The sequence below is a fragment of the Photobacterium minamisatsumaniensis genome (genome assembly GCF_050336695.1).
Taxonomy (GTDB): domain Bacteria; phylum Pseudomonadota; class Gammaproteobacteria; order Enterobacterales; family Vibrionaceae; genus Photobacterium; species Photobacterium minamisatsumaniensis.
Genome location: NZ_JAKJSI010000033.1, coordinates 33,048 through 56,889 on the forward strand (window position 1 = coordinate 33,048; position 23,842 = coordinate 56,889).

Annotated in this window: 22 protein-coding genes and 1 pseudogene; 9 read left to right on the forward strand and 14 right to left on the reverse strand. The window is 41.2% G+C overall.

Annotated features, from left to right (window positions below; translation table 11 throughout):
- Window positions 1–43 precede the first annotated feature (43 nt).
- Complete coding sequence (locus L4D78_RS17950) at window positions 44–325, reverse strand: hypothetical protein (protein WP_428468208.1); 282 nt, start codon at window positions 323–325, stop codon at window positions 44–46.
- A gap of 223 nt (window positions 326–548) precedes the next feature.
- Between L4D78_RS17950 and L4D78_RS17955 the strand changes: the two genes are divergently transcribed.
- Window positions 549–1,703, forward strand: a complete 1,155-nt coding sequence (locus L4D78_RS17955; protein WP_428468209.1) for an HlyD family secretion protein — start codon at window positions 549–551, stop codon at window positions 1,701–1,703.
- An 11-nt stretch (window positions 1,704–1,714) separates the two neighbouring features.
- Window positions 1,715–2,737 (forward strand): DUF2955 domain-containing protein, encoded by a 1,023-nt coding sequence (locus L4D78_RS17960; RefSeq protein WP_428468210.1) that lies wholly within the window; start codon window positions 1,715–1,717, stop codon window positions 2,735–2,737.
- Here L4D78_RS17960 and L4D78_RS17965 read toward each other — a convergent pair.
- Window positions 2,724–3,743, reverse strand: a complete 1,020-nt coding sequence (locus L4D78_RS17965) for a helix-turn-helix domain-containing protein (RefSeq protein WP_428468211.1) — start codon at window positions 3,741–3,743, stop codon at window positions 2,724–2,726. The two genes, L4D78_RS17960 and L4D78_RS17965, sit on opposite strands and share 14 nt — an antisense overlap.
- A 180-nt stretch (window positions 3,744–3,923) precedes the next feature.
- Here L4D78_RS17965 and L4D78_RS17970 point away from each other — a divergent pair, with 180 nt between their 5' ends.
- Window positions 3,924–4,415: a DUF3319 domain-containing protein gene (locus L4D78_RS17970; RefSeq protein WP_428468212.1), complete on the forward strand. Its 492-nt coding sequence runs from the start codon at window positions 3,924–3,926 to the stop codon at window positions 4,413–4,415.
- Window positions 4,416–4,473: 58 nt separating this feature from the next.
- On the forward strand, window positions 4,474–5,508 hold the full coding sequence (locus tag L4D78_RS17975) for an AbrB family transcriptional regulator (protein WP_428468213.1): 1,035 nt from the start codon (window positions 4,474–4,476) through the stop codon (window positions 5,506–5,508).
- A 153-nt stretch (window positions 5,509–5,661) separates the two neighbouring features.
- Here the strand turns inward: L4D78_RS17975 and L4D78_RS17980 are convergent, their stop codons facing one another.
- Both L4D78_RS17980 and L4D78_RS17985 read right to left on the reverse strand, forming a co-directional pair.
- Window positions 5,662–5,838 (reverse strand): hypothetical protein, encoded by a 177-nt coding sequence (locus L4D78_RS17980; protein WP_428468214.1) that lies wholly within the window; start codon window positions 5,836–5,838, stop codon window positions 5,662–5,664.
- A gap of 976 nt (window positions 5,839–6,814) precedes the next feature.
- The gene (locus L4D78_RS17985) at window positions 6,815–7,066 is read right to left on the reverse strand and encodes a hypothetical protein (protein WP_428468252.1); all 252 of its coding nucleotides are present in this window, start codon (window positions 7,064–7,066) and stop codon (window positions 6,815–6,817) included.
- Window positions 7,067–7,539: 473 nt separating this feature from the next.
- Between L4D78_RS17985 and L4D78_RS17990 the strand changes: the two genes are divergently transcribed.
- The 3 genes from L4D78_RS17990 to L4D78_RS18000 all read left to right on the forward strand — a co-directional run bounded on the left by L4D78_RS17990 (window position 7,540) and on the right by L4D78_RS18000 (window position 9,219).
- On the forward strand, window positions 7,540–7,980 hold the full coding sequence (locus L4D78_RS17990) for a hypothetical protein (RefSeq protein ID WP_428468215.1): 441 nt from the start codon (window positions 7,540–7,542) through the stop codon (window positions 7,978–7,980).
- Window positions 7,981–8,138: 158 nt separating this feature from the next.
- On the forward strand, window positions 8,139–8,315 hold the full coding sequence (locus L4D78_RS17995; RefSeq protein ID WP_428468216.1) for a hypothetical protein: 177 nt from the start codon (window positions 8,139–8,141) through the stop codon (window positions 8,313–8,315).
- Between the two features lie 13 nt (window positions 8,316–8,328).
- Window positions 8,329–9,219 (forward strand): DMT family transporter, encoded by an 891-nt coding sequence (locus tag L4D78_RS18000; RefSeq protein WP_428468217.1) that lies wholly within the window; start codon window positions 8,329–8,331, stop codon window positions 9,217–9,219.
- 170 nt (window positions 9,220–9,389) lie between these two features.
- Here L4D78_RS18000 and L4D78_RS18005 read toward each other — a convergent pair whose 3' ends face one another.
- Window positions 9,390–10,994: an ABC-F family ATPase gene (locus L4D78_RS18005; RefSeq protein WP_428468218.1), complete on the reverse strand. Its 1,605-nt coding sequence runs from the start codon at window positions 10,992–10,994 to the stop codon at window positions 9,390–9,392.
- A gap of 319 nt (window positions 10,995–11,313) precedes the next feature.
- Between L4D78_RS18005 and L4D78_RS18010 the strand changes: the two genes are divergently transcribed.
- Complete coding sequence (locus tag L4D78_RS18010; RefSeq protein ID WP_428468219.1) at window positions 11,314–11,829, forward strand: GNAT family N-acetyltransferase; 516 nt, start codon at window positions 11,314–11,316, stop codon at window positions 11,827–11,829.
- 80 nt (window positions 11,830–11,909) lie between these two features.
- Here L4D78_RS18010 and L4D78_RS18015 read toward each other — a convergent pair whose 3' ends face one another.
- The 8 genes and pseudogenes from L4D78_RS18015 to L4D78_RS18050 form a co-directional block, all read right to left on the reverse strand.
- A complete protein-coding gene (locus L4D78_RS18015; protein WP_428468220.1) occupies window positions 11,910–13,673 on the reverse strand; it encodes a glycerophosphodiester phosphodiesterase in 1,764 nt (587 codons plus the stop codon).
- A 339-nt stretch (window positions 13,674–14,012) separates the two neighbouring features.
- Window positions 14,013–14,120: pseudogene (locus L4D78_RS18020) on the reverse strand (IS982 family transposase); the annotation flags it as partial.
- A 64-nt stretch (window positions 14,121–14,184) separates the two neighbouring features.
- Window positions 14,185–14,895, reverse strand: coding sequence for an alanyl-tRNA editing protein (locus L4D78_RS18025; protein ID WP_428468221.1), 711 nt, complete (start codon window positions 14,893–14,895; stop codon window positions 14,185–14,187).
- Window positions 14,882–15,919 (reverse strand): serine O-acetyltransferase, encoded by a 1,038-nt coding sequence (locus L4D78_RS18030; protein WP_428468222.1) that lies wholly within the window; start codon window positions 15,917–15,919, stop codon window positions 14,882–14,884. Before L4D78_RS18030 ends, L4D78_RS18025 begins: the two co-directional genes overlap by 14 nt.
- Window positions 15,919–16,914 (reverse strand): PLP-dependent cysteine synthase family protein, encoded by a 996-nt coding sequence (locus tag L4D78_RS18035; protein WP_428468223.1) that lies wholly within the window; start codon window positions 16,912–16,914, stop codon window positions 15,919–15,921. Before L4D78_RS18035 ends, L4D78_RS18030 begins: the two co-directional genes overlap by 1 nt.
- Window positions 16,868–17,881 (reverse strand): molybdopterin-synthase adenylyltransferase MoeB, encoded by a 1,014-nt coding sequence (moeB, locus tag L4D78_RS18040; RefSeq protein WP_428468224.1) that lies wholly within the window; start codon window positions 17,879–17,881, stop codon window positions 16,868–16,870. Before moeB ends, L4D78_RS18035 begins: the two co-directional genes overlap by 47 nt.
- Before the next feature lie 15 nt (window positions 17,882–17,896).
- Window positions 17,897–18,310, reverse strand: coding sequence for a M67 family metallopeptidase (locus tag L4D78_RS18045; protein WP_428468225.1), 414 nt, complete (start codon window positions 18,308–18,310; stop codon window positions 17,897–17,899).
- Window positions 18,311–18,312: 2 nt separating this feature from the next.
- The gene (locus L4D78_RS18050; RefSeq protein ID WP_428468226.1) at window positions 18,313–19,236 is read right to left on the reverse strand and encodes a DMT family transporter; all 924 of its coding nucleotides are present in this window, start codon (window positions 19,234–19,236) and stop codon (window positions 18,313–18,315) included.
- 70 nt (window positions 19,237–19,306) lie between these two features.
- On the opposite strand from L4D78_RS18050, the gene L4D78_RS18055 reads away from it, so the two are divergent.
- Complete coding sequence (locus tag L4D78_RS18055) at window positions 19,307–20,725, forward strand: aminotransferase-like domain-containing protein (protein WP_428468227.1); 1,419 nt, start codon at window positions 19,307–19,309, stop codon at window positions 20,723–20,725.
- Between the two features lie 126 nt (window positions 20,726–20,851).
- Here L4D78_RS18055 and gcvP read toward each other — a convergent pair whose 3' ends face one another.
- On the reverse strand, window positions 20,852–23,737 hold the full coding sequence (gene gcvP, locus L4D78_RS18060; protein ID WP_428468228.1) for an aminomethyl-transferring glycine dehydrogenase: 2,886 nt from the start codon (window positions 23,735–23,737) through the stop codon (window positions 20,852–20,854).
- Window positions 23,738–23,842: the final 105 nt, after the last annotated feature.

Below are 23,842 nucleotides of genomic sequence, written 5' to 3' on the forward strand. Positions count from 1 at the left end.
GCAAAAATGGGAGTGAATACTCCCATTTTTATAACAATGGACGTCATACGGCTTCTTCAACTTTTCTTTCGGGTGTACGGAATATATTGATAATTGCTTGCACAGTGTAATAGCCACAGATACAAGTAAAAATGATAGCCGATAAATTTTCACCGAAAGATACTGACGCGCCAACCATATCAAACACTTCACCACCAAAGCCTTTTACATGCTCTAATGCCCATATATAAACAAGATATAATTTAGTTAGAGTAATAAAGACTAGGTATGCTTTACCATAGGGGGTCATCAGAAATTGCTTGATGCTCGTCCAAATACCTTTCATTTTCTTCTCGCTTAATGTTGTTGATAACGAGACAAAGTGTATGAGAAAACCTTAGTACATATTTACCATTTCACGCCACATACTGAACTACCTTCCTTACCAATACTTATAATCATAAATTATCACTTGGCGCATAATGGTAAGTAGTAAGGGTAAATCTGCATATAATATAGGCCAGCATCCAGAGCAAGTTTACGAATAAGTATTTATTCTTGAGGTTGGTATGAGTAAAAGTGACAGTGAATTAGTAAAGAATGAGCCGTCTTCAAAAGAGTTGGATTTCGAGATAGACGGAGATAATTTGCAAGCTAAGAAAATAGCGATAGCACCACAGAAAGTGACGTTGTATGTTTTGTTAGTATGTATCGGCTTATTCATATTTTATGTGCTTGCTGATCGCGTGATCCCGAGTACAGATATGGCTAGGGTGCGTGGTAATGTTGTGCCATTAACGCCATTAGTCTCTGGCGAGATAACAGCTGTGCATGTTAAACCCAATGACGTTGTTGGCATAGGGGAGCCGTTGATTGAGATCGATCAATCAGATTATCGTATTGCTGTTAAGAAAGCAGAGCAAGGGCTTGAAATTGCCGGTAAGCAGATTGGTGTACAAACTGCGTCCATTAAAGCGGCACAGGCTCAACTCTCTGATGCGATTGCCAATCAAGAAAATACTCGCCGCCAAGCGAACCGAGTGTTATCAATGGTCGAAAAAGGCATTGTAACGCAGTCGGATGCTGACAAAACACGGGCAACACTTGCTCAAGCTCGTGCTCAGGTCGAAAAAGCAAAAGCAGGCTTGGTACAAGCGAAGAAACAGTTAGGTCGTGACGGTGAGCAAAACACAGAAATGCAAACTGCGATTTTGGCACTTCAAAAAGCACAACTTGATTTAGAGCGTACAACGATTCGTGCACCATCCTCTGGTGGAGTATCAAACTTTCGCTTGGATGAAGGAATTTATGCCAATAAAGGCCAACCTATTATGACGTTTGTTTCAGGCGAAGATCGTTGGGTGGAGGCTTATTATCGTGAAAACAGTCTGGGTAATATTAAAGCAGGTGATACCGTTGAAATTGCGTTGGACAATGTGCCAGGTGAGATATTTACAGGGCAAGTTGCCAGTATCGACTTTGGGGTGAATTGGGGACAAGGCCATCAGTCTGGAGAGTTGGCTAGTGTAGAAAACCAAACCGGTTGGTTACGTCAGAGCCAGCGTTTCCCTGTTGTGATCCGCTTTGATGGTAAATCACCTGACGGGGCATTACGTGTTGGCGGCCAAGCAGATGTTATGCTCTATACCCAAGAAACGTCAATAATGAATATGTTTGGTAAGCTTTGGATACGTGTAATTAGTTGGTTGTCATATATTCGGTAGAGGGCAAGATAATGACGAAGCTAAACACACCAACGAGGCAAATTGTTCGATATACCTTAGGGGTTATGCTATCTATCACACTTGCTTATGGTATTAATTGGGATCTGGCATATATTATGCCGGTATTTGTCGCTAAAATTTTTATTGATAAACCTAGTCCAACGAGCCATACCGTCATAGAGTTATTTGCATCAATGATCGGTACTGTACTAATTGCGCTGTTAGTAAGTAACGGTATTACTCATTACCCGTTTATTCTCTTACTACTTATCGGCTTGCTTATGTTTTGGGCCTACTATCTATTTCAAAACCCAGAATGGAATTTCTTTGCAACATTACTGATTATTTCAACGCTTCTTATTCCCTATTTAGGGATTTCTCACCCAATTGCAGCATTAAGCTTGGGTAAGGGACTTATGATGTCAGGCGTTGGCGCTGTCGTTATTTTTTTGGCTATGCATGCCTTATTACCTGAGCCTTCGACAAGCAAAGATGAGCAAGCTGTTACTGGTGATAGAATCAAGCAACAACAGGCCATTCAGGTCAATGAATCTATAAAAGCGCTACTAATTAGTTTTCCTGTTATTGTGTTTTTTTATTATTTTCAAATACATGGCGCATTACTCACAATGGCATTCATTGGGATATTGTCATTACAAATCACGCGTTTAAAAAGTATTAAGTTATCTGTGTTCTTACTTCTTACGAATGTGACGGGAGGGGTCTTAGCTGTTGTTGCTTACGAGCTATTGGTGATAGTCCCTTGGTTTCCATTCTTAATTGCTTTGATGACATTCATCGTTATCTTGTTTGCACAGAACCTATACAGTAACCCGGAAAAAGTAGCGCTATATGCGAGTGTATTATCAGCAATGTTGGTACTCTTTGGCGCAGCCATTGCCAGTGAAGGTAAAGAAATAGACCTGAACGTTTATGTTAGGATCTGGCAGATTATTTTAGCCAGCGTATACATGGTATTAGTTGCCTGTTGGCTGGAATCTCGAGCACAACAGGGGAGTATTAGGTATTGCTAAGGGTTAAAAAACGTTTGCGGTAATCTTTCGGAGGAAAGCCCGTTAGTTTTTTAAATGCACGAGAGAAGTGCGCAATATTGGCATAACCAAGCTCTGAGGCGATATCGGTTAGTGAATATTCTTTTTGTTCCATTAGGCGGCAGGCAGTTGCGAGCATGATGTTATCTTTAATATGTTTAAAGCTAGTGTGTTCGGCTGATAGCCGTCTTTGAAGGGTACGGGTACTTGTGTTGAGTAAAGCTGCTGCTTGCTCAATAGCCATATCTTGTCGAGAAAGGTAGGGTGACAAAGCAAGATAAACAGATTCGATAAACGTTGGTGCATCAGGTTGAGTCTTTGCTACATCTGTAGGGGTTAAACTTAAACTGACGGGTAAATGGCACGGTAGCGCCATTATCTCTGTATCCAGCTCTATGGCGGCAAGTTGTCTTTCTGTATAAAAGGTTGTTCGGCGACATTTAAGAATCCCTCTTAGATGATGAGCGCCGTCTGCTTGTAATGCTATGTTATTGGGTAGCCAATTTTTTTTAGATACATACTGTATAAATTCAATGAGGTATAAGACAGAAAAAATCTCTGCCCACATAAAACCTTCCGTTATCTCTCTATTCTTATGGCGACAAATCCAAGGTGTGTTTTTAAAATATTGGATACTTAACTCAGTTGAGGGCGAATCGTGTAATATTGCCGTTCTGAGTTGTTCGAGTGCCTCACCTATCGTTGATGGTTTGTTCAGGTGCTTAAGAATTTTAGGTATGAAATATTCGCGTATAGTGGTGCGAAGTAAGTTACCGTAAAAATCGGGCTCTGCACGTTCAGACATTAGAACTAAAAGGTGCTTTATCGGTGCTTCAGGGATGTACTCATGCTTACTGGACAAAATATCGTCGGGTAGCCCAACAGTTTGCAGCAGGGGATAGATATCCTGTTCAAAGTGTTTGAGTAAAGATACAAAAGTACTGGCATGGACGGTTTTAATGAGTGGAACCAGTTGCCCCTGTTGCATGTAGTAACGCTCCGTAAAATAGTGAACATGAAAATGCTCATACACATTATATACTCATAGATAGTAACCAAGGTATCAAACTCAGAAATATAGCGCTTTTTATTACGATAAGGCTCACTGTAAAATGGTAAACCATGCTCTACCATTCACGCTATTAAGGTCAATATGAGGTAGGAATGCGTGTTTTCGATAGGTGATATCCTTATTTTCTTCGGTCTCCGTAGAGCAAGGAAGGCAGTAGTTAAACGAAAATGGAGTGGTGTAGAATTCCCAAAACAAGAGCAACCTCGCTATAAGAAACGGACCTTTTATAAAGGTTACTATATAGAAAACGGCTACGGTGATATAGATAACTGGTCTGTCAGAGTCAATGGAAAAGTCATGACAGGCAAGCTTGATTTACTACAAAAGAGCATTGATTGGTTTTGTGAGACTAAAAAACTACTGCCACCAGAATCATTTGAAGCGAAAGCAATTAGCTTCGTGAGCAATAGTCGCAGGCTTGAGGTTGAACATAACGGGTACCGTATAATTAATGACAGCACCAAGCATAATGGTTGGTACACGGTGATTAATGGGCATTTAGTCAAAGGAACAGAAACGTTGATTAAACAAAAAATAGATGACTATTTGACAGTAAAGCCAGTAGTGGAAGAAAAGCAGATACTGTAATCTAATATACTGTAATTAAAGGGCATTACTTTTACCAAAGCCCAGAATAGGACATGGAATGTTATTAACCTTCAGCTATATGATCTTGGGAGCCGTATTAGGATCACTGACTAATTTACCTATGGGTGAAATGTTTGGAGCAATGGTCGCGGTTATCAGTGCTAGCAAGCTTCATAAGGAAATGCATTTACCCAGCTCTGTACTAACGGTAATTCAGCTGATTTTAGGTATTGGGGTCGGAGCACTCATTAATGTTCAAACGTTTCACGAGACACTGCCACCTTCATTACTTATAGGCTTGCTAATTTGCTTAAGTTTGCAGATGCTACTTGGTTACATGTGGTTAAATAAAGTGGCCGGGTGGAGTAAAGATGAAAGTATGCTCGGTTCATTTCCTGGTGCAATGGGAGCCGTGTTAGCCATTGCCGATAGCCAAAAGTCACCATCTCAGCGTGTTGTATTTACTCATACCGTTCGTTTAGTCGCCTTGATGTTACTTGCTAGTGCCATAGCCATGAAGGGAGGGGATACTAACGCTGCTATTGTTCATACTCCGACAATGATCTCACCGAATTATTACGTGATAATATGGGTGTTTCTAGTTTCCTATGTACTTGGATTTATTTTGGGAAAATGGGGAATGCCGGCACCGTTTATGGTAACCAGTGTGGTATCTACGGCAGTTTTTAGGTTTGTGTTCCCTGATGTTAATGTTGAGCTTCCAGAGTTTACTGGGCTGCTTGCAATGGTGTTATTAGGCGGTTTAGTTGCTGTCAGAGTTCAGTTTGTTACATTCCGTGAGGTGTTACGGTACATATGGGCAGGGATAGCAGTCATGCTCATCGGGCTCTCGGTGACACTGGTTGTTGCAGGAGTCTTTAGTAGTTTGCTGAATAAACCATTTCTAGTATTAGTGATGTCCTGGGTGCCCGGTAGCATAGAAGCTATGACTGCGACAGCGTTATTATTAGGAATAGAGCCTGCACTTGTTATGATTAGCCATGTGGTCAGATTACTACTTTTACATTTATTTCCAGTCTTTATGCTGTTGAAGTCAAAGATGAGCCTAACAAAACAATCAAAACAGAAGTAACGCTGTCACCGTTCTTTGGGTAAGCTTAAGCATGATGCTTCCAGTTTAGACTAGCTATATTGATGGCCACTGTTGACAATGGAAAAATATTTTCCATTGGGATACTCTGCTAACGACTTTCACATTAATTAAATTGAGGCGCATTGTTGTTGCCTACTGAAAGCGAGACTCAAAATCACTCTGGGCGTCTTCAAGCTCGAGCATTAATTTATCTAAATCATTATATTCTCCTTTGATAATTGCTTGCTGCACTTTATGTTGAGCACTTATTACTCTATTTTTACTGCTTTCCTTACTGAATAAATTACGCAATCCATTTGCTTGATCCATAAACACCTTCATAAATGGCTGTACCGTAAAAATGAGCTAAAGTAATACCTCAATGTTGATGATAAGCAATTTAATATCTATGCCGAATATGAACAATTAAGCATATGAGTTCGTAAAGGTCTGTGATGTATATCACGTTGTGGTTATTGGTATGCTTGTCAGGAATTATGAAATTATGGGTTCATGCATTTTTATACATCTATTTCGACTATAAATGGATCTGTCTGTGCTTACAGCTTAGCAATGAAATATTTACTAACAAAGTTGCTGATAGATTATCGGGCTAACTAAATAAGTTAATTTAGATGAATATCATCCGGATGATATATCTTTATTGCCCATTGATAGCCACATATACAAATAATAAGATTTTCTTCTTCATCAATCAGAAAGTCGTCTGATTGCCCGCATTTTGGACATGTGTCTAGCATGTTGTCATATTTATCATCACACATATTAAAATCAATTGTATTAAATAGTTAGGATCATTTGATTATTATTGAGTATTTAGACARCAACTAATGTGATATTGCTCCCAAAAAATACAGTCGTATCCTCGGGGTATTCTTCATGTCTAATAATACATACACTCGTATTGCCCGTAAAAATGAATACTTCGACATAATGAAATATATCAGGGTTAGTAAAATACATTCACCATGTCTATATTTACATACATAGAAGATGAAAATTTTTATTCGAATATYCTAATTAATTGTACTTGTGGTGGCATAAATATGCGTCGCCTTTCGATTGTAAAAAACGCTATTCGAAGAGTTGCCTTTTGTATGAAGTTTAATCGTACTGATTGACTATACACTTATTTATGATGCTGAAATTACGGCAGAGGTAGCCCATAGGGGTAGGGCATCAGTGCACAAAAGTATATGTTATAGAGCAGAAAAGTGACGAACTATAAAACGCCATCAGCCGTTAACTGATAGCGTTGCTTGGCTTGTGTCAAAAGGCAACAGCGTTAGTGCGTTTTTCTTTTAGGGCCATTACGTACAATGTCTTTGCCGTTTTCGTATACGTCTTGAGTAACCCAACGGCCTAGAAGAAGTTTCTGGTTATTATCGAATACAGCGACAAAATGGCGACCATCAGAATTATTAGTTGCCATGCCAACACCAGCAACATCTTTAAGGCCAAGGCCTCCATCTTCAATCGAAATTAGAAAACGCTCTAATTTTTCTAGGCTATCGATTACATCAGATTCATTGTTCATTTGTTCAATACTCATTTTTACTTTGCAAACCCATCCGCTTCTTACAGTATATGATGTAATTACATCGTTTGTTGCCAGAAACGTAAAGGGCGAAATTCATTTTTATGGCTACCTTTGAGAAATAATTTTTCACTTAGGTATTACCGACATACTTTACAGATGAATGATGCAGATTGGAACCTTACATGAATAAAGCTAGTGTTGGGGAGGGCTTAAAGGCACATTATGCATGGTAGATATTGTCTCAGGTCGTCCTCTAAATACATTCAACGCTAGTTTTCTTGAGTATTGATATTTAAACTAGTAGGACATAATCAATGCGTGTTACCTGGATAATCAAAATGGTGCTTAAGGGCATAAACAACAGCAAGGTACGCAGTACTCAAAATAATAAAGAATCAGTCTCGTATAGTCGCTGCACAGCAAATGTCGTATTCGGTTTAGTAGTGGGTTTTCTGTTGTCGGGTTGTACAATGAAGAGTCAATTTGAAGTGCGAGCTGAAGCTGATCCTGAAATGTTGATTGCGATTACTAACTATGGAACATCACAGGTAAGTAATAATGGTGATATCGGTTTTAGGATTTACTTTAGAAATACCTCGCCACGCCCAATCGAAATAATTGACTTTTATGTACAGGCTTACGATGCAAAGGGTGAGATTCAGTTAAATAACTCGAATAATACTCGGCTTAATACGCTTGTATTCAACGAAGTATTACTGGCTGGCAAGGGGGCACACCCATACTGGAGTAAAGTGTGGAAGAATAACCCAATGATTGTGTGTGGCGTTATAACGTCAGCAAAAATAACTTATGCTGATAATGTTGTAATATATGTTCCCAATGAGGCTTTAAGCCGCATGACGTATAATTCAACATGCCTTAATTTAGCTGGTGGGGAATTTGATTTCTGACGGCTTTAACCTGTAGTACTGCGCATAATATACTATGAATAGTAAACTAATTGAGAAGATGCTTACAGTACACTTGACTTAATGTTAACTTTAACTTGTACACTTCTTTCACCGTTTCTTCTTTACTCGTTTAAAGTTAAATACCAAGGTAAATGATAGTGTCTAAAACGAAATTGATTTTTTATGCTTGTGCAGACATGCGCAAGCAAGAAGCTTACAGGCCTCGTTATACTATAAAAACACTTGAAAACAAGGCGCTTGCTTACATTTCTAGTCAGAATACTGACGAGCAAGATCATTTTTCAACTGGCTCTCTCCAAGCAGTGATAGATTAGGTAAAAATTAAATATGAATAGTCAGTTGAAAGGGCACCTGTATGTCATTTTAGCAACCATAGTGATAGCGGGTTCATTCATTGCGACGGCAAATGTATCAGACCAACTTCATCCAATATCATTGAACCTAATGCGATTTACCATTGCGACATTGACGCTGTTACCTATTGCTTTAATGAGAAAAAATGCCTGGCAGTCGTTTTGGAAAGTATTGCCTAGGAGTTTAGTCATTAGTTTCTTTTTTTGCGGCTACTTTGTCTCTAATTTTGCGGCAATGCTGACGACGACAACCATCAATGTGGGTTCTATTTATACTTTAACGCCTTTAGTGACGGCACTACTAAGCGTATTTTTGTTAAAACATAGGTTAACGCTAAGAATTTTGGTGATTTATTTATTAGGAATGATAGGAACGCTTTGGGTTATATTCGAAGGAAATCTACAGTATCTTCGTGAATTTAATCTAAACCAAGGTGATTTGGTTTTTCTTGTTGGTGTCGTTTTCATGGCTTGCTACACCATTGCGATGAAGCGGCTTTACCGTGACGATGATGTGACTATCATGACCTTTGCCAATTTATTTGGTGGGGTTGTTTGGACATTAATTGCAGTTGTAGTCGTAGATATTGACCTCAATTGGTATTCACTAAAAAGCGAGTATTACCCTAGCATGGCTTATTTAGCGATTGCGGCGACATTTCTTACCTCTTATTTATACCAAAAAGCCAGTACTTATATGAGTCCCGTTAATATCTCAGCATATATATATCTAAGCCCAGCATTTGTTGCTTTGTTGTCTATTGCGATGACAGGAGAAGCGATAAAGAGCACTCTTTGGATAGGGATCTTGCTTTCAGCATTCGCAACAGCTGTGTTGCAGTGGATAACGTTGAAAAAGCGTTAAGTGATTACTTGAAGGGAGCCTAATTGAGGCTAACTTCCTCGATACTCAAAGCATTAAGAATGATAGCTGAGTGTAGTGGGGCGAGTAGGTGAGTTATAAATTAAAGGCGGTTGTCGCAATGCTTGCAACAACCGCCTTTCGCGATATTGTTTCTGTTTAGGCCGTTATGCTTATACTGTACCTAACATCTTGTGTTGATGTGCAAGGTATTCATCATAAGTACCTTGGAAGTTAACTAACTTCTTGTCTTTCACATCAATAATCGAAGTTGCAAGTGACGATACAAATTCGCGGTCATGGCTGACAAAAATAAGCGTACCTTCATATTTTTTAAGTGCGTTATTCAGTGCTTCAATCGCTTCCATGTCCATGTGGTTTGTTGGTTCATCCATAACAAGAACATTGATGTCTTGCATCATTAACTTGCCAAACAACAAACGGTTTTTCTCACCACCAGAACAGTTCTTCGCTTTTTTATTTGCATCATCGGCGGTGAACAGTAAGCGTCCTAAAATTCCACGAACCATTAAGTCATCGTGTTTGCTTGTTCGCCACTGTGAAATCCAATCGAAGATACTTAGGTCGTTGTCGAAATCAGCCGTGCTATCTTGCGGGCAATAGCCGATAGACGCATTTTCAGACCATTTTACAACACCAGTGTTTTGTTCTAATTCATTGACTAGGCAGCGAAGCAACGTCGTTTTACCGACACCATTCTCACCGATTACCGCTAAGCGAGTACCGGCTTCTAGCAGTAAATTACCACCGTTAAACAGTTGTTCATCGTCAAAGCCATGACCTAAATCTTGTAGTTCAAGCGCCTGGCGATGAAGTTTTTTACCTTCACCAAAATCAATCGATGGACTAATACGGCTAGTTGATTTAACTTCATCTAGCTTAATCTTATCCATTTTTTTCGCACGTGAACTGGCTTGCTTCGCTTTAGAAGCGTTAGCACCAAATCGATTGACGAAATCTTGTAATTCGCTAATTTCCGCGGCTTTTTTGGCATTGCTTGATAGCAGCTGTTCGCGAATTAGTCCTGATGCTTCAAGGAAATACTCGTAGTTACCTGGGTAAATACGAAGTTCGCCGTAATCGATATCTGCCATATGCGTACATACAGAGTTTAAGAAATGGCGGTCGTGCGAAATGATGATCATAGTGCACTTACGTTGGTTTAATTCTTCAGCAAGCCAGCTAATTGTATGAATGTCCAAGTTGTTTGTTGGTTCATCCAGTAGCAAAATATCTGGATTTGCGAAAAGCGCCTGTGCTAATAGCACACGCAATTTCCAACCTGGAGCAACCTGCTGCATTAGACCGAAATGAAACTCTTCTTCGATACCCGCTTGTAGCAAAATATCGCCAGCACGGCTTTCTGCTGTGTAGCCGTCCATTTCTGCGAATTCACTTTCTAGCTCAGCAACGGCCATACCATCTTCTTCACTCATTTCTGGAAGTGAGTAAATACGGTCACGCTCTTTTTTGACTTCCCAAAGTCTACGATCACCCATGATCACGACGTCGATAACGTTGTGTTGCTCAAAAGCAAATTGGTCTTGGCTTAGTACGCCAAGCTTCAATCCTGGAGTAATAGAAACGTTGCCAGAACTAGGGGTTAGTGCGCCACTAAGAATCTTCATGAACGTTGATTTACCACATCCATTGGCTCCGATTAAGCCGTAACGGTTTCCGTTACCAAACTTAGCAGAAATGTTTTCAAATAAAGGCTCGGCGCCAAATTGCATGGTGATGTTTGCGGTAGATATCAAAGAAGTATTCCTAGGTATTAAAGTTAATTAATCGCTTTGCGTTGGTGTCAAATCTACAACAATGAAAATGCGAATTATTAGGCGGCGAATTATACAGACTTATTGAACAAATAACAGATATAAGACGTAAGTCACAGAATGTATTGGTATCGCTTCTAGTTATTCTTTTGCATTGATTGTCAAAAATCAATCTTGACCTGACTAAAGCTTCACAGTTTATAGTGCGCTCATCACTACAAGGAAAGCCAGAGTACTGCATATCTGAGTGGGTGTAGGTCATCGATAAGTACTGTGTGTACTTGCATAAGAAAGGTTAAGAATGAACATTAGAATACAAATAGAGTCAGACAATGACGCGATCGAGACATTAACTTATAGCGCGTTTGAAAATCACCCTTACCATGCTCCAGGGGCGAAACCAACAGAGCATATAATTATTAATAAGCTGCGTAATGCTGGAGCGCTAACGTTGTCTTTGGTTGCAGAAGATGAAACCGGCATTATTGGTCACATTGCGTTTTCTCCTGTCCGTATCGGCGAGGCTGAATCTAATTGGTTCGGGCTGGGCCCTGTTGCGGTCAAACCAGAGCGCCAAAGTGAAGGGATTGGTAGCCAGCTTATAAAAGCAGGTATGGATAAAATTAAAGCGCATGGTGCAGAAGGTGTTGCACTGCTTGGATCGCCTGAGTACTACGGCCGTTTTGGTTTTAAAGCCAATTCACACTTAGTTCTACCGGGTGTCCCGGCTGAATACTTTTTGGTTCATCCGTTATGCAATAGCGAATCAACAGTACCAGTTGGTGAAGTAACATTTCATCTCGCGTTTAATGGATAGCGGCAACCTGCACAAGGAGGTGCATTTATACACCGCGACCATCTTTATCAGGGGGGGGCTACTTGATTGGCAATTTCCATTTAGAGTGACAACCAGTAACGTAAAGTGAGTAGAGCACGATCGGAAAAGTCCATTTCTTCAATGACGGATTTGGTATCCAAAGCCAGCTTAGGTTCATCAGTAATAATGCCATCCACACCGAGTAAGAACAGCCGCTTCATGGCCGCTGAATTGTTAATGGTCCAAACTAAAACCTCTTGCTCACGCTGTTGTATTTCAATGATTCGCCATGCATTGAGCCATTGATCGCTTACCATCAACATATCCACTTCACGCTCGATTTCGGCTTCACCAACACTTGCCGCATAGATAAGTGCGTAACGAAGCTGTTCGGGCCGCTTAGCTTTTAACTCACTCATCAGTCGCGCGAGTAGTTCTACATCAAGGCTCGAGACAATCATTGCTTGCTGGTAGTTCGGTAGCAGTTCAGCTATTGCGAGGGCAAGTTCAAAGCTTTGGTTGTACCGCTTTAATTCAATATTGAATTCGATATCTTGGGCATAATGATCCAATAGCTGGGATAACAAGGGCGGAGCTATGCGGTTGTTTTCCTGATAGGCTGCGACAATTTCAGAATAGTTAGCGTCTTCAACCACCAAGGGGGCGCCAAGCAATCGTCCTAAATCGCGGTCGTGGAACACCACGATTTTCCCGTCTTTGGTTACCTGTACATCAATTTCTGTGCTTTGGATCCCTAATGAAATTGAATATTGTATACCTGCTTCACTATTCTCAGGGTGCTTGAAACCACCACCTCGGTGCGCAGTAACGTAGCCCGACGTATCAGTTTGTAAATGTTTGACGAAATTGCTGACATCTGAGTAACCATTGAACGTAGCAAATACAATGAATAAGAACATGGCACTGCTTAGTAAGGCGCGGCGTTGCGTGCTTTGTTTTAGTCCCACAAAACGATCTTGGTCATTGACCAATTTGAGGCGTTTTGTTTGCAAGCGCAGCACATAGTATTGACAACTCGCATAAATAAATCGGTCAATGAAGCTAAGCAGTATTGTAACCCCAAGCAGCAATAGACTTGCGAAAACGAGCCATGGGTAGCGATCTGGATCAGACGTTGCCCAGTGCAGTATTGGTTCAAGTGCAAACAAAATACTGCCGGCGAAAATCGCAGTAATGGCCACTCGACCGAATAACCAAACAATATGACCTATTACAATGTGCATATAGATAGCTTGGCTTAACCGCTGAGCTTGCTTGAAAAGTTGCCATTGGGAACAATTTTGAAAAAGACTTAATGGTAATGCGAGCCACCAGCTTGCCCAGTAGCGAAGAACCAACAATACACTCGGTAAAGTGATTAAAATCAGTAAGCCAACGGCAATCCACAGTGAGCTCATTTGATTACTGAGGTAATAATTAATATCCCAGTCATTGAGCATGAGACCATAGATCCAGCGCCCACACCAAACTAAGGTAGCAAAAAGCAAGCTAATCCCAATCGATTGTGCAAGAACGACCTTAACCACCCGAAAACTTCGCTGAATAATGAGTCCAAAGGTATCTAAAATCGATCGTTTGCCTAAATCATGCTGGGCTAGCAAGATGCTAATCGCAGATTGCTCCACAAAAAAAGCAAAGCTTAGCTGCGTAACAAACCACAAGCTGAGCAAAAATCCCGCAGGTGAGAGGAAGAAAGCGAGTAACTCTTGGTTGGCAATTGCACTTACGCCATAAAAACCCATTAGTTTGGAGCTGATCCATAAATCAAATGGGACAAATAATGTAATTAGTGCACTTCGTACGAGGAGAAAACTGGCCAGCATCTGCAATCCACTGGCCTTAAGTCGATGCCACATGAAATACAGAATATGTCGACTGCGATGAAAGAATGCGCTATTCAAGTGTTTGTTTCGCCTAATTGGTGTTCTGCTTTAAGCGTTATGATAACACCGGAGTTGATCGGATGCTCTGTATAGAAAATTATCCAGCTATATAATTACCGTAAACGATCTGAATCAGCATCAATGCCTTACCTGTACTTTATCCACCCATCAATTTTGTGGCGATTCAATGATGGACAAGAAGTTTTAAATGTTAAGGTAAAGGGAAGCAATAAATACTACCAACGATACATAAGAAAAAGTATGGCAAAACTATTAGTGTAAATCGTCAGTCAGTGCTTTGCTGATATAACCTTTATCACCAAGATGATTTGATATAAAGCCATAGACCCAACCTATGGTGCCTTTACCTCGTGCTGCAGTTCCTTTAACACCTTGTGTCGTAGATGAAGCGTCCATTACATCACTGTAGTGATGCTCGGGGATAACACATTTAATTATTCAATCGGAACGAATAACGTCGATTTTTCTTTCCATGACTCTTAATTTTGTAACATTCTATATCCCCAATCAGTTTCGTGGTCGCCACATGAGTGCCACAGCAGGGCTGTGAGTCTAGCCCCTCTATAGACACTATACGAAAGTCAACATCTGGTGGGCAATTAAACAAATGATTATAAAACGGATCAACTCTATATTGTTCAGCACTCATTATCCGAGTTTTCACAGTATAGTCTGCGATGATATGTTGTTTGAGTGCTCGGTTTAACTCGGCTTTATTAATTTGGGGCTCAGGAAGGTCAAAATCTATTTTGCATTCATTTCCTGAAATTCTACAGCCAGTGACTGGAGCTTGAATTATTGAAGTTACAATATGCAATGCAGTATGCATGCGAGTATGCCAGTCACGACGTTCCTGACACACTCTTACATCCACTACCATGCCTTCTAAGTTGTCTTGTGCAGGTTCTGCTAGTTTGTGAAGAACCTGTATTCCGTCTTCACCATAAAGGGTATCAATGACTTCGATGACAGCACCATCAGCTAGAATTATTTCTCCCCAATCACCACTTTGCCCCCCACTTCGAGGGTAAAAATAGGTAGGCTCTAACATAATTAGGTCGGATTCCGCTTTAGTAATGCAAGCGTTAAAACTTAAGGTATTTGGTGCATCCAAGCACAATGACCCATTAACTGATGGCATACCAGTTATCTCCTTCAAATTCAGATTTTTTATTTTCAAGTAGGCTCCTCAACCCCGGAATGTTAAGCAACATAAGTTCAATTTTTGAGCCCTCAGGATAAGAGAACCCCTCAACCATCAAAGACAAAGACACTGTTTCTTTAGGTAGTTGGAACTTTTCTGTCATATTAATCTCAACCTGCACAATTCCATTTCTAGTGGATGAAAATACACACTCAGTATGGGCAAGATGTATATTGCTTGAATCTGCTAGGTAACAGTGAGTAATTACGATGTCTTTTGTTAATATAATCAACTTGTTATTTGCATCAACATAACTTGATAACTGATTGCTGACACTTCCACTGCTGTTGCGCTTTACTATCTGGATTTGATTAGTGATGCTCACACTTGAGTCGTTGGCTATATCGGATGTCAAGACAGCATGAGGCGAGATAATCACATGGTCACCAATTGTCAAAGCCCCCAAAATACGACAATAGGCCCCAATTTCAACATGAGAACCAATTTTGGGGTGACGACGCCCACATTTACTATTAGTGTTATTTGCGATACCTCGCGAGCCTATAATTGTGCCTCCTAGTATGTAACAGTCATCACCGATGATCACAGTTTCACCAATGGTAATACCATGGGCATGATCTAGTACTAGACTATGACCTATTTTTGCAGCCGGATGAATATCGATAGCAAATTGGCGCCGTGATATCTCTGTTAGCTTAAACGCTATCTCTGTAAATCGCTCACTATTTGTAGGGTGGGTTATCAGCATATGCGCGAGGCGATAGAGTGCTACGGCTAGATACGACGAAGAGGTATTAACTAACAGTTCAAACTTACCAGCCGAGGCGGGATCTTTTTTCTCATACGCATGAAGATCCTGGATTAAAAGTGCTAGTAAGGAATGCCACTCGTCACCTGATATAACCTCACAAACACTTTTGAACGCTACTCCCGACAAGTGCTGGTTAATCACATCAAGCAGGCGATCAGAAACCAATGCATTTAGTCTTTGTTCACTCATTAATTCAACTCCAGTTTAAGTTGTTCCAAATAACTATCCACACTGTCGTAGCAAAACGTCAGTATACGCTTACCCGCCAGGTCAAACTGTTGAGATAATTTGTCAATCGCCACCAAATTCGCAGCAGAAGAAATTCCCAATGCAATAGACTCTTCACGAACTGTTCGGTGAATGACTTGCACACAATCTTCAAAATCAACATTGACCATGTGATTGAGAACTGTCACGTCCAAGGTTTGTGGAATAATCCCGACAGAAAGCCCCTGTATTTGGTGGGGAGAGTGTATGTCTTCGAGCAACGCACACCCTTCAGGTTCTACACCAACAATAGTTAATTCTGGATATGCTTCTTTCAGCACCTTACTTATTCCTGATATATGCCCCCCAGTACCTATACCTGCAATCATATAGTCCAGCGAAACCGTATTGGGAAGCTGTCGTAGTATCTCCTGCGAAGTATATTTAACATGGGTATCCGGATTTGCAGGGTTCCTTTGCTGGTTAAGCATCACATAATCAGGATTTTTGAGTGTAAGCTCCAAAGCTAATTCACCGTGAGAATTATTGCCTTGGGTTGCATCAGAGTTCACAACTTGCGCACCATACAATTTCAGGAGTTTCTGCTTTTTAACTGAGTAATTATCAGGTATCACCAGTACAACTTTATAGCCTTTCAGATTTGCTGCCATCACTAACCCAAGGCCAGTATTTCCACCACTTGGTTCAATAATTGTTTGACCAGAGTGAGGAACCAGTACGCCCTGTTGCTCTGCTTTTTCAATCATGTTAAGTGCAATTCTGGCTTTATGACTTCCTCCGGGATTAAGGCTTTCCATCTTAATATACACATCACAATCATATCGACTCGAAACAGAAGACAGTCGAATTAGAGGAGTATTGCCAATACACTCCAAAATAGAGTTTCTTATCATTGCAACCTCGATACTGTTATTTGTTGCATTGACAGCCTTCACGAGCCGCAAATTTGAACTCATCAAATGATGCTTCTAGTGCATTATATTTTACTAATCGACCAGATAAGACACCGCTTAGATCGGCAATCACCTTGATCACTTCGGTTGCCTGAAGAGCACCAACTACTCCTGGTAAAACGCCTAATACTCCTGGAACTCCTGAGTTTTTGGGCTCATAGCTTGAGTCTGGCAAAGAGGTGAACAAGCAGCGATAACATGGCCCTTTGTGATAGTTAAACGTAGATACGTGCCCTTCGTACTCTGCTATTCCTCCATGTACAAGCGGAATGAAGTGCTTCGCGCATATTCTATTTATGATATCTCTGGTCTCATAATTATCACAGGCATCAACGACAACGTCATAATCGTTCAGCAATGCCTCTGCGTTTTCATCACTCAAAAAGACATTATGTTCAGTGATATTAACGTTAGAATTTAGATTCGAAATAAAACTTTGTGCTGACTGTGTCTTAGACATTCCAACACGCGATTCACTATGAATAATCTGCCGCTGTAAATTACTTGTATCAACGACATCGCTATCCAATAATCCGATCGTACCGACTCCTGCAGCCGCTAGGTACATCGCTATAGGTGAACCTAGCCCTCCAACTCCGACGATTAGTACGCTGGCATTCTTAAGTTTGAGTTGACCACTTTTCCCAAAATCAGGTAGGCTGAGATGCCTTGCATAACGTAATTTCTCGTTCTCCGACAAAGATATCCCCCCTGCAACCCCGAGGATTAACTCAATACTCGCTCCTGCTTCAACCCGTTGAGTTTCATCGCACAGCTGACCATCAACAGAAATGAGATAATGGTCTTTGATGCTGTTAGCTCTATCAAATAAGTGCTCTTGGTCAATGTCGTTGTCGTTGCAAAGTTCAATTAGAATGTCATTAACTGTACCTACAATATTCAATTGATAACTATCGACGGAAATATCCGCAATACGACAAAGCAATTGAGGAAGTTTAATATTGATCATCTATTACAATCCTTTTTATAAGTATTTATTTCCATTAAATGAGAATATTTTTCTATCTTTGGCGATTCCATCGATAACAGATACTACTAAGTGCTGAACAGGGTAGACAGGAAAGCCAGAAATCACTGCCTTGTGCTGGTCCTCTGCACTGAAATAAGCACCGGCATCAGGGTGTGAATGGTAAATTAAGACTATTGGGTTATCAGTATCTAGACTTTTATTTAAACCAATAATGTCTTTCTGAGAAAAAGCATAGCCATTTTTAGTTGTGCGAGAGTAACGGTCAGGTGATAGCTGATTCAACTGACTAATTATGTTTTCACAAATTACAACCTTACCATTTTTATAAACATATCCACAGGCTTCCTCAGGATACTTAGCTTCACAATCTTTTATAATAACGCCAATACTTGCATCCAATTCAAACATACTTATTCCTTAGGTGTATGATACTTTGTATACGCGATAGCGACCAACATCATAACCACCAAATATACAAATGAATCTGAAACAACCTCATTGGCAAGCTTCGCCCCGAGATAGATAGCGACAACAGGGAAGATAACAAATACATACGACAATAAAGTTGGATTTAATTTTTTTAATAAATAGAAGTACGCCAAGAACCCCCCAACTGAAGCGACAATACCAAGATAAAATACACCAGCAATACTTTGGCCGCTAAAGGAGTATATATTACTCCCCTCTAGAATGAAGCCTAGTATAGTCATAGTAATGCCTGCAATTCCAATAGGTAATGTATTGAAAGTTAGCGTTGAAATTGATGATGCATGCTTTTTGGTCATCACGTAGCAAAATCCATGCAATGCAGCTGAGCTAAACACTGCAATAACTCCAATGTTACTTTCGAAGCTGATCTGCATACCTTGATTAATGACTATCATCAGCAAGCATAAAAAACCTGTGCAGATTCCTATTATCTGATGGCGGTTGAATGACTCACTATTTAATAAGGCAGAGAATACAATGGTAAAAATAGGCATTGTACTGAAAATAAGAGATATTAGTCCCGAACTCACGTTAGTAGATGCATAACCTATCAGAAAATAAGGAACAGAAAAATATAAAACTGTAATGCCACAAAAGAATTTCCAACTGCCTTTAGGGTATGTTATCGGCTCGTTCATGAAACGTGTTATAACCCAGAAGAAAGGGAACGCAATTAAAAACCTTAATCCAGCTGAAGTTAATGGTGGAATAGTCATAGTGGCAAATTTAATTCCTATCCAAGTTGTTCCCCAACACACACACACTAGTGAATAAAGAAATATATTTATCAATATGGTTATATTAAATTTCATTACTCTCTCATTTATTACCAAGCTAGGCTTCATAACATTGTCCTAAATTATTTGGTACACTCAACAAATGTGATTATTGAATAAATTGAGAAGATAGAGCAATATGAAAAATGATATGATATCAATACTCATTAAGGCGTTATCATCTAGTTTTGATCCGAAATACAGAATTATATACAATTTTATACTCCAAAAGATTCGTAACAATGAGCTTGTGGCAGGTCAAAAGTTGCCACCTCATCGACAGTTAGCCGCACAAATTTTCGTGACAAGCGTCACTGTCAGCAGGGCATATAAAGAATTAGAAAAGAGCGGTGCTATTATTACCTGCGTCGGAAAAGGTTCCTTTGTACGAGATAATTCTCTTAATACAGAAAATCAGGGAGTTTTTCATAACTTTAGGGGCGAGGGTTCATTTTTCGATTTGTCTAGAAGTTCAAGTATTCTCACTAATAGTGTTGCCCCTATATTACAAACCTTCTTTGAAACACAGCGTGAAACAAAACTTATTACATCTTTACTGAGTAATTCAATCGTCGATAGCCCACTATCGGAATATGGACCAGAGCTAGGACACCAACACCACCGAGAGGCCGGATTACGCTGGTTATCACTATCAGGTGTAGATGCGACTAACGAGCAAATCACCTGTACAAATGGTGCTCAACATGCACTACTTTGCGCAATATTGATTGCGACCAACTCTGGCGACACGATTATCAGCGAATCCTTCACTTATCCAGGTGTAATACAGCTATGCCGACAACTGGGTAGGAAGCTGGTGGGTCTAGCTTACGATGAGTATGGATTGTTACCAGATGCGTTGGCGCATTTCTGCCAATGTAATACCTGTAGTGCCCTATACCTGAGCCCGCAGATCCATAACCCTACGGGCACAGTGATGCCCTGCCAACGACGCCTTGAACTTATTGATATATGTCGTCAATACAACATTATAATCCTTGAGGATGATGTTTTTGGGGTTTTACATCCTCAAAGAGAGAAGCCCTTACAGTTTTACGCCCAGGAGCGTACGTTGCTATTTTCAAGCTTAAGCAAGATTGCGATGCCTGGGTTAAGGGCCGGATACCTAGTTTTTCCGTCAGCACTGCGCTCAAAAGCTACTAATGTGCTCAGGGATACTTGTTGGATGGCTTCCCCTCTCTCTCATCAGGCGGCTACAGAATTGATTAATAGCGGAGCGGCCTTCAGCCTCTTAGCTCACCTACGCCAAGAGATTGTCCGAAGAAAAGCTTGTGTTGAGGAGTTGCTTAGCAATTTCACCTACTCTACGAGTCAGTACTGCCCACATTACTATATTGAGATGCCAAAGAATAAGTCGGCCACCCACATCAGCACTAAACTCCATGAAAGAGGGGTTAGTGTGATGAGCTCAGAATCATTTGCGGTATCTATGCAGGATAAACACCGGTTTGTGCGTGCAAGTGTATCAGCAGTGCATGATAACAATGCACTTGTTCAAGCATTCAAAACCCTTAAAGAGTGCATTGAAGAAAACTGACGTACATAATCAGCACTTCACCGCTTCGATGCAACCTTAAGCTATCGTAGGCGCAATAAAAAAGGCGAACCAAATGGTTCGCCTTTTTATATCATCTCAATATCACTGCTTTAGTAATATTGAACCTTAATCTTCGATGTAGTTATCGATACTAGGGCAAGAACAAACTAAGTTACGGTCACCAAACACATTATCAACGCGATTTACTGTCGGCCAGTATTTCGCAGCTTTAGTGTGTGCAGAAGGGAAGCAACCTAATTCACGGCTGTAGGCGCGATCCCACTCAGAAGCCATTAAGTCGACTTGTGTGTGTGGTGCGTTAACTAGTGGATTGTCTTTCAGATCCCATTCACCGTCTTGAACACGAGCAATTTCGTGACGAATAGCAATCATCGCTTCACAGAAGCGGTCTAGCTCTGCAATGTCTTCAGACTCCGTTGGCTCAATCATTAGTGTGCCCGCAACTGGGAACGACATGGTTGGCGCGTGGAAACCGTAGTCCATTAGACGTTTAGCAACGTCTTCTTCTGAGATACCAGATGCTTCTTTAATTGGGCGAATATCAACAATACATTCGTGTGCAATACGGCCGTGAGTACCACGGTATAGCACAGGGTAGTGTGGACGTAGACGCTCCATTACGTAGTTAGCATTCAAGATTGCTAGTTTAGTCGCTTCTGTTAGACCTTCTTCACCCATCATAGCGATATAAGCGTAAGAAATTGGCAGAATTGACGCAGAGCCTAAGTCAGCTGCAGAGACAGCATACTGCTGCTGTTCACTTTCATTATTCTCAACATGACCTGGTAGGAAAGGTGCAAGGTGTGATTTGACACCAATAGGACCCATACCTGGACCACCACCACCGTGTGGGATACAGAAAGTTTTGTGCAAGTTAAGGTGAGAAACGTCTGAACCAATGAAGCCTGGGTTAGTTAAACCAACCTGTGCATTCATGTTCGCGCCATCTAGGTAAACCTGACCACCAGCGTCGTGTACCCGCTCACACACTTCTTGTACGGCTTCTTCGTATACACCGTGAGTAGAAGGGTAGGTGATCATGATGCATGATAGGTTGTCACGGTGTTTTTCGATCTTCGCTTTTAGATCTTCAACATCGATGTTACCTAGGTCATCACAGCCAACCACTACAACTTTCATAGAAACCATTGCAGCAGACGCAGGATTTGTACCGTGCGCAGAGCTTGGGATCAGACACACGTTACGGTGCGCATCGCCATTAGATTCATGATAACGCTGAATCGCGATTAGACCTGCGTATTCACCTTGTGCACCAGAGTTTGGCTGAAGTGAGAATGCATCGTAGCCTGTGATAGAACACAGCATTTCAGACAGCTTATCAGCAAGCTCAGCATAACCTGTTGCTTGATCTGCTGGCGCAAATGGGTGTAATTGGCCGAATTCAGGCCATGTCACAGGGATCATCTCAGCTGCAGCATTCAACTTCATGGTACAGCTGCCCAATGGGATCATACCGTGAGTTAGTGAGTAATCTTTGTTTTCCAGTTTCTTCATGTAACGCATCATTAGCGTTTCACTGTGGTACTGGTTAAATACTGTGTGAGTTAGGTACTCACTAGTACGACGACAGCTTTCAGGGATTGCTGCGAATTCGTCACTTGCGATGTCAGCGGTAAACATAGACGCTTTAAGCTCGTTGCCGCTAAATAGGGCTAGTAACTCTTCAACATCTTCAACCTTGGTTGTTTCGTCAAGGCTAATACCTAGCTGAGTACCAGATGGGAACTTGCGTAGGTTGATGCCAGCATCAATCGCCTTGTTGTAGAATTCGGTCGTCTTCTTGCCGGTGTTTAGTGTAATGGTGTCGAAGAAGCTGTCGTTTGCTAGTTCGATACCAGAGTTACGTAGCCCAGCAGCAAGAATTGCGGTTAGGTGGTGTACACGGCGGCCAATTTTACGCAGACCTTCAGGTCCGTGATAAAGGGCATAGAAAGCTGCCATGTTGGCAAGTAGTGCTTGAGCGGTACAAATATTCGATGTCGCTTTTTCACGGCGAATATGTTGTTCGCGTGTTTGCATGGCCATACGCAGTGCTTGGTTATCATGAGTATCTTTCGATACACCAATCACACGTCCTGGCATTGTACGCTTGTGCTTGTCTTTCGTAGACATGAAACCAGCGTGTGGGCCACCAAAGCCCATTGGAACACCAAAGCGCTGGGCTGAGCCGACAACAACATCTGCGCCCATCTCACCTGGAGACTTCAATAGGGTAAGCGCTAATAGATCAGAAGCGACAGCAACCAGAGTTTTCTTGGCGTGCGCTTTGTCGATGGTTTCTGTTAGGTCAGCAACGTTACCAGTAGTACCTGGATACTGAACAAGTGCGCCAAATACATCGTGGTTATCTAATTCGTCAACTGAACCAGTGATGATTTCGATACCAATGTAGCCCGCACGAGTGCGCACGACATCAACCGTTTGTGGGTGCAAATCGTTCGAAATGAAGAACGCTTTGCTTTTATTCTTACCTGCACGCTGACAAAGCGTCATTGCTTCTGCAGCTGCGGTAGCTTCGTCAAGTAGTGAAGCGTTTGCTAGCTCCATACCTGTCAGGTCCATGATCATCTGCTGATAGTTAAGCAGTGATTCAAGGCGACCTTGCGAGATTTCTGGCTGGTAAGGTGTGTAAGCAGTATACCAACCTGGGTTTTCTAGTACATTACGAAGGATAACGTTAGGCGTTAACGTATTGTAGTAACCCTGACCGATAAAGCTGCGGTTAATGGTATTTTTGCTTGCAATGGCCTTTAGGCTTGCGAGCATGTCCGCTTCGCTTTGTGGCAGATCGAGCGTCATAGGCTCGGGAAGGCGAATGCCTGCCGGTACGGTTTCTTCGATCAGCTGATCAACGCTTGCAACACCAATGGTTTCCAGCATCAATTTTTGTTGTGCTGAATCTGGGCCATTGTGACGACTTGCAAATTCTGTGTCGTCACTTAATGCATTTAGAAGAGTCATGTCGGTCATGGTTCTTTCCTGAACAAGTTACTACCTATTGCATGTGAGCTTATTGCAATAGTTAAGGGTCATCGAGAGAATGTTATTCGCTACCAATGTAGCAAAACGGCTTTC

Bases quoted from the DNA above. Each gene is read 5' to 3' on its own strand.
- L4D78_RS18055 (WP_428468227.1), top strand. From the start codon at position 19,307: ATGAAAAATGATATGATATCAATACTCATTAAGGCGTTATCATCTAGT.
- L4D78_RS18035 (WP_428468223.1), bottom strand. From the start codon at position 16,914: ATGAGTTCAAATTTGCGGCTCGTGAAGGCTGTCAATGCAACAAATAAC.
- L4D78_RS18045 (WP_428468225.1), bottom strand. From the start codon at position 18,310: ATGTTTGAATTGGATGCAAGTATTGGCGTTATTATAAAAGATTGTGAA.
- L4D78_RS17950 (WP_428468208.1), bottom strand. From the start codon at position 325: ATGAAAGGTATTTGGACGAGCATCAAGCAATTTCTGATGACCCCCTAT.
- L4D78_RS17980 (WP_428468214.1), bottom strand. From the start codon at position 5,838: ATGGATCAAGCAAATGGATTGCGTAATTTATTCAGTAAGGAAAGCAGT.
- L4D78_RS17960 (WP_428468210.1), top strand. From the start codon at position 1,715: ATGACGAAGCTAAACACACCAACGAGGCAAATTGTTCGATATACCTTA.
- moeB (WP_428468224.1), bottom strand. From the start codon at position 17,881: ATGATCAATATTAAACTTCCTCAATTGCTTTGTCGTATTGCGGATATT.
- L4D78_RS17965 (WP_428468211.1), bottom strand. From the start codon at position 3,743: ATGCAACAGGGGCAACTGGTTCCACTCATTAAAACCGTCCATGCCAGT.
- L4D78_RS17985 (WP_428468252.1), bottom strand. From the start codon at position 7,066: ATGAACAATGAATCTGATGTAATCGATAGCCTAGAAAAATTAGAGCGT.
- L4D78_RS18030 (WP_428468222.1), bottom strand. From the start codon at position 15,919: ATGAGTGAACAAAGACTAAATGCATTGGTTTCTGATCGCCTGCTTGAT.
- gcvP (WP_428468228.1), bottom strand. From the start codon at position 23,737: ATGACCGACATGACTCTTCTAAATGCATTAAGTGACGACACAGAATTT.
- L4D78_RS18000 (WP_428468217.1), top strand. From the start codon at position 8,329: ATGAATAGTCAGTTGAAAGGGCACCTGTATGTCATTTTAGCAACCATA.
- L4D78_RS18050 (WP_428468226.1), bottom strand. From the start codon at position 19,236: ATGAAGCCTAGCTTGGTAATAAATGAGAGAGTAATGAAATTTAATATA.
- L4D78_RS17990 (WP_428468215.1), top strand. From the start codon at position 7,540: ATGAAGAGTCAATTTGAAGTGCGAGCTGAAGCTGATCCTGAAATGTTG.
- L4D78_RS18010 (WP_428468219.1), top strand. From the start codon at position 11,314: ATGAACATTAGAATACAAATAGAGTCAGACAATGACGCGATCGAGACA.
- L4D78_RS18025 (WP_428468221.1), bottom strand. From the start codon at position 14,895: ATGCCATCAGTTAATGGGTCATTGTGCTTGGATGCACCAAATACCTTA.
- L4D78_RS17955 (WP_428468209.1), top strand. From the start codon at position 549: ATGAGTAAAAGTGACAGTGAATTAGTAAAGAATGAGCCGTCTTCAAAA.
- L4D78_RS17975 (WP_428468213.1), top strand. From the start codon at position 4,474: ATGTTATTAACCTTCAGCTATATGATCTTGGGAGCCGTATTAGGATCA.
- L4D78_RS18015 (WP_428468220.1), bottom strand. From the start codon at position 13,673: ATGCTGGCCAGTTTTCTCCTCGTACGAAGTGCACTAATTACATTATTT.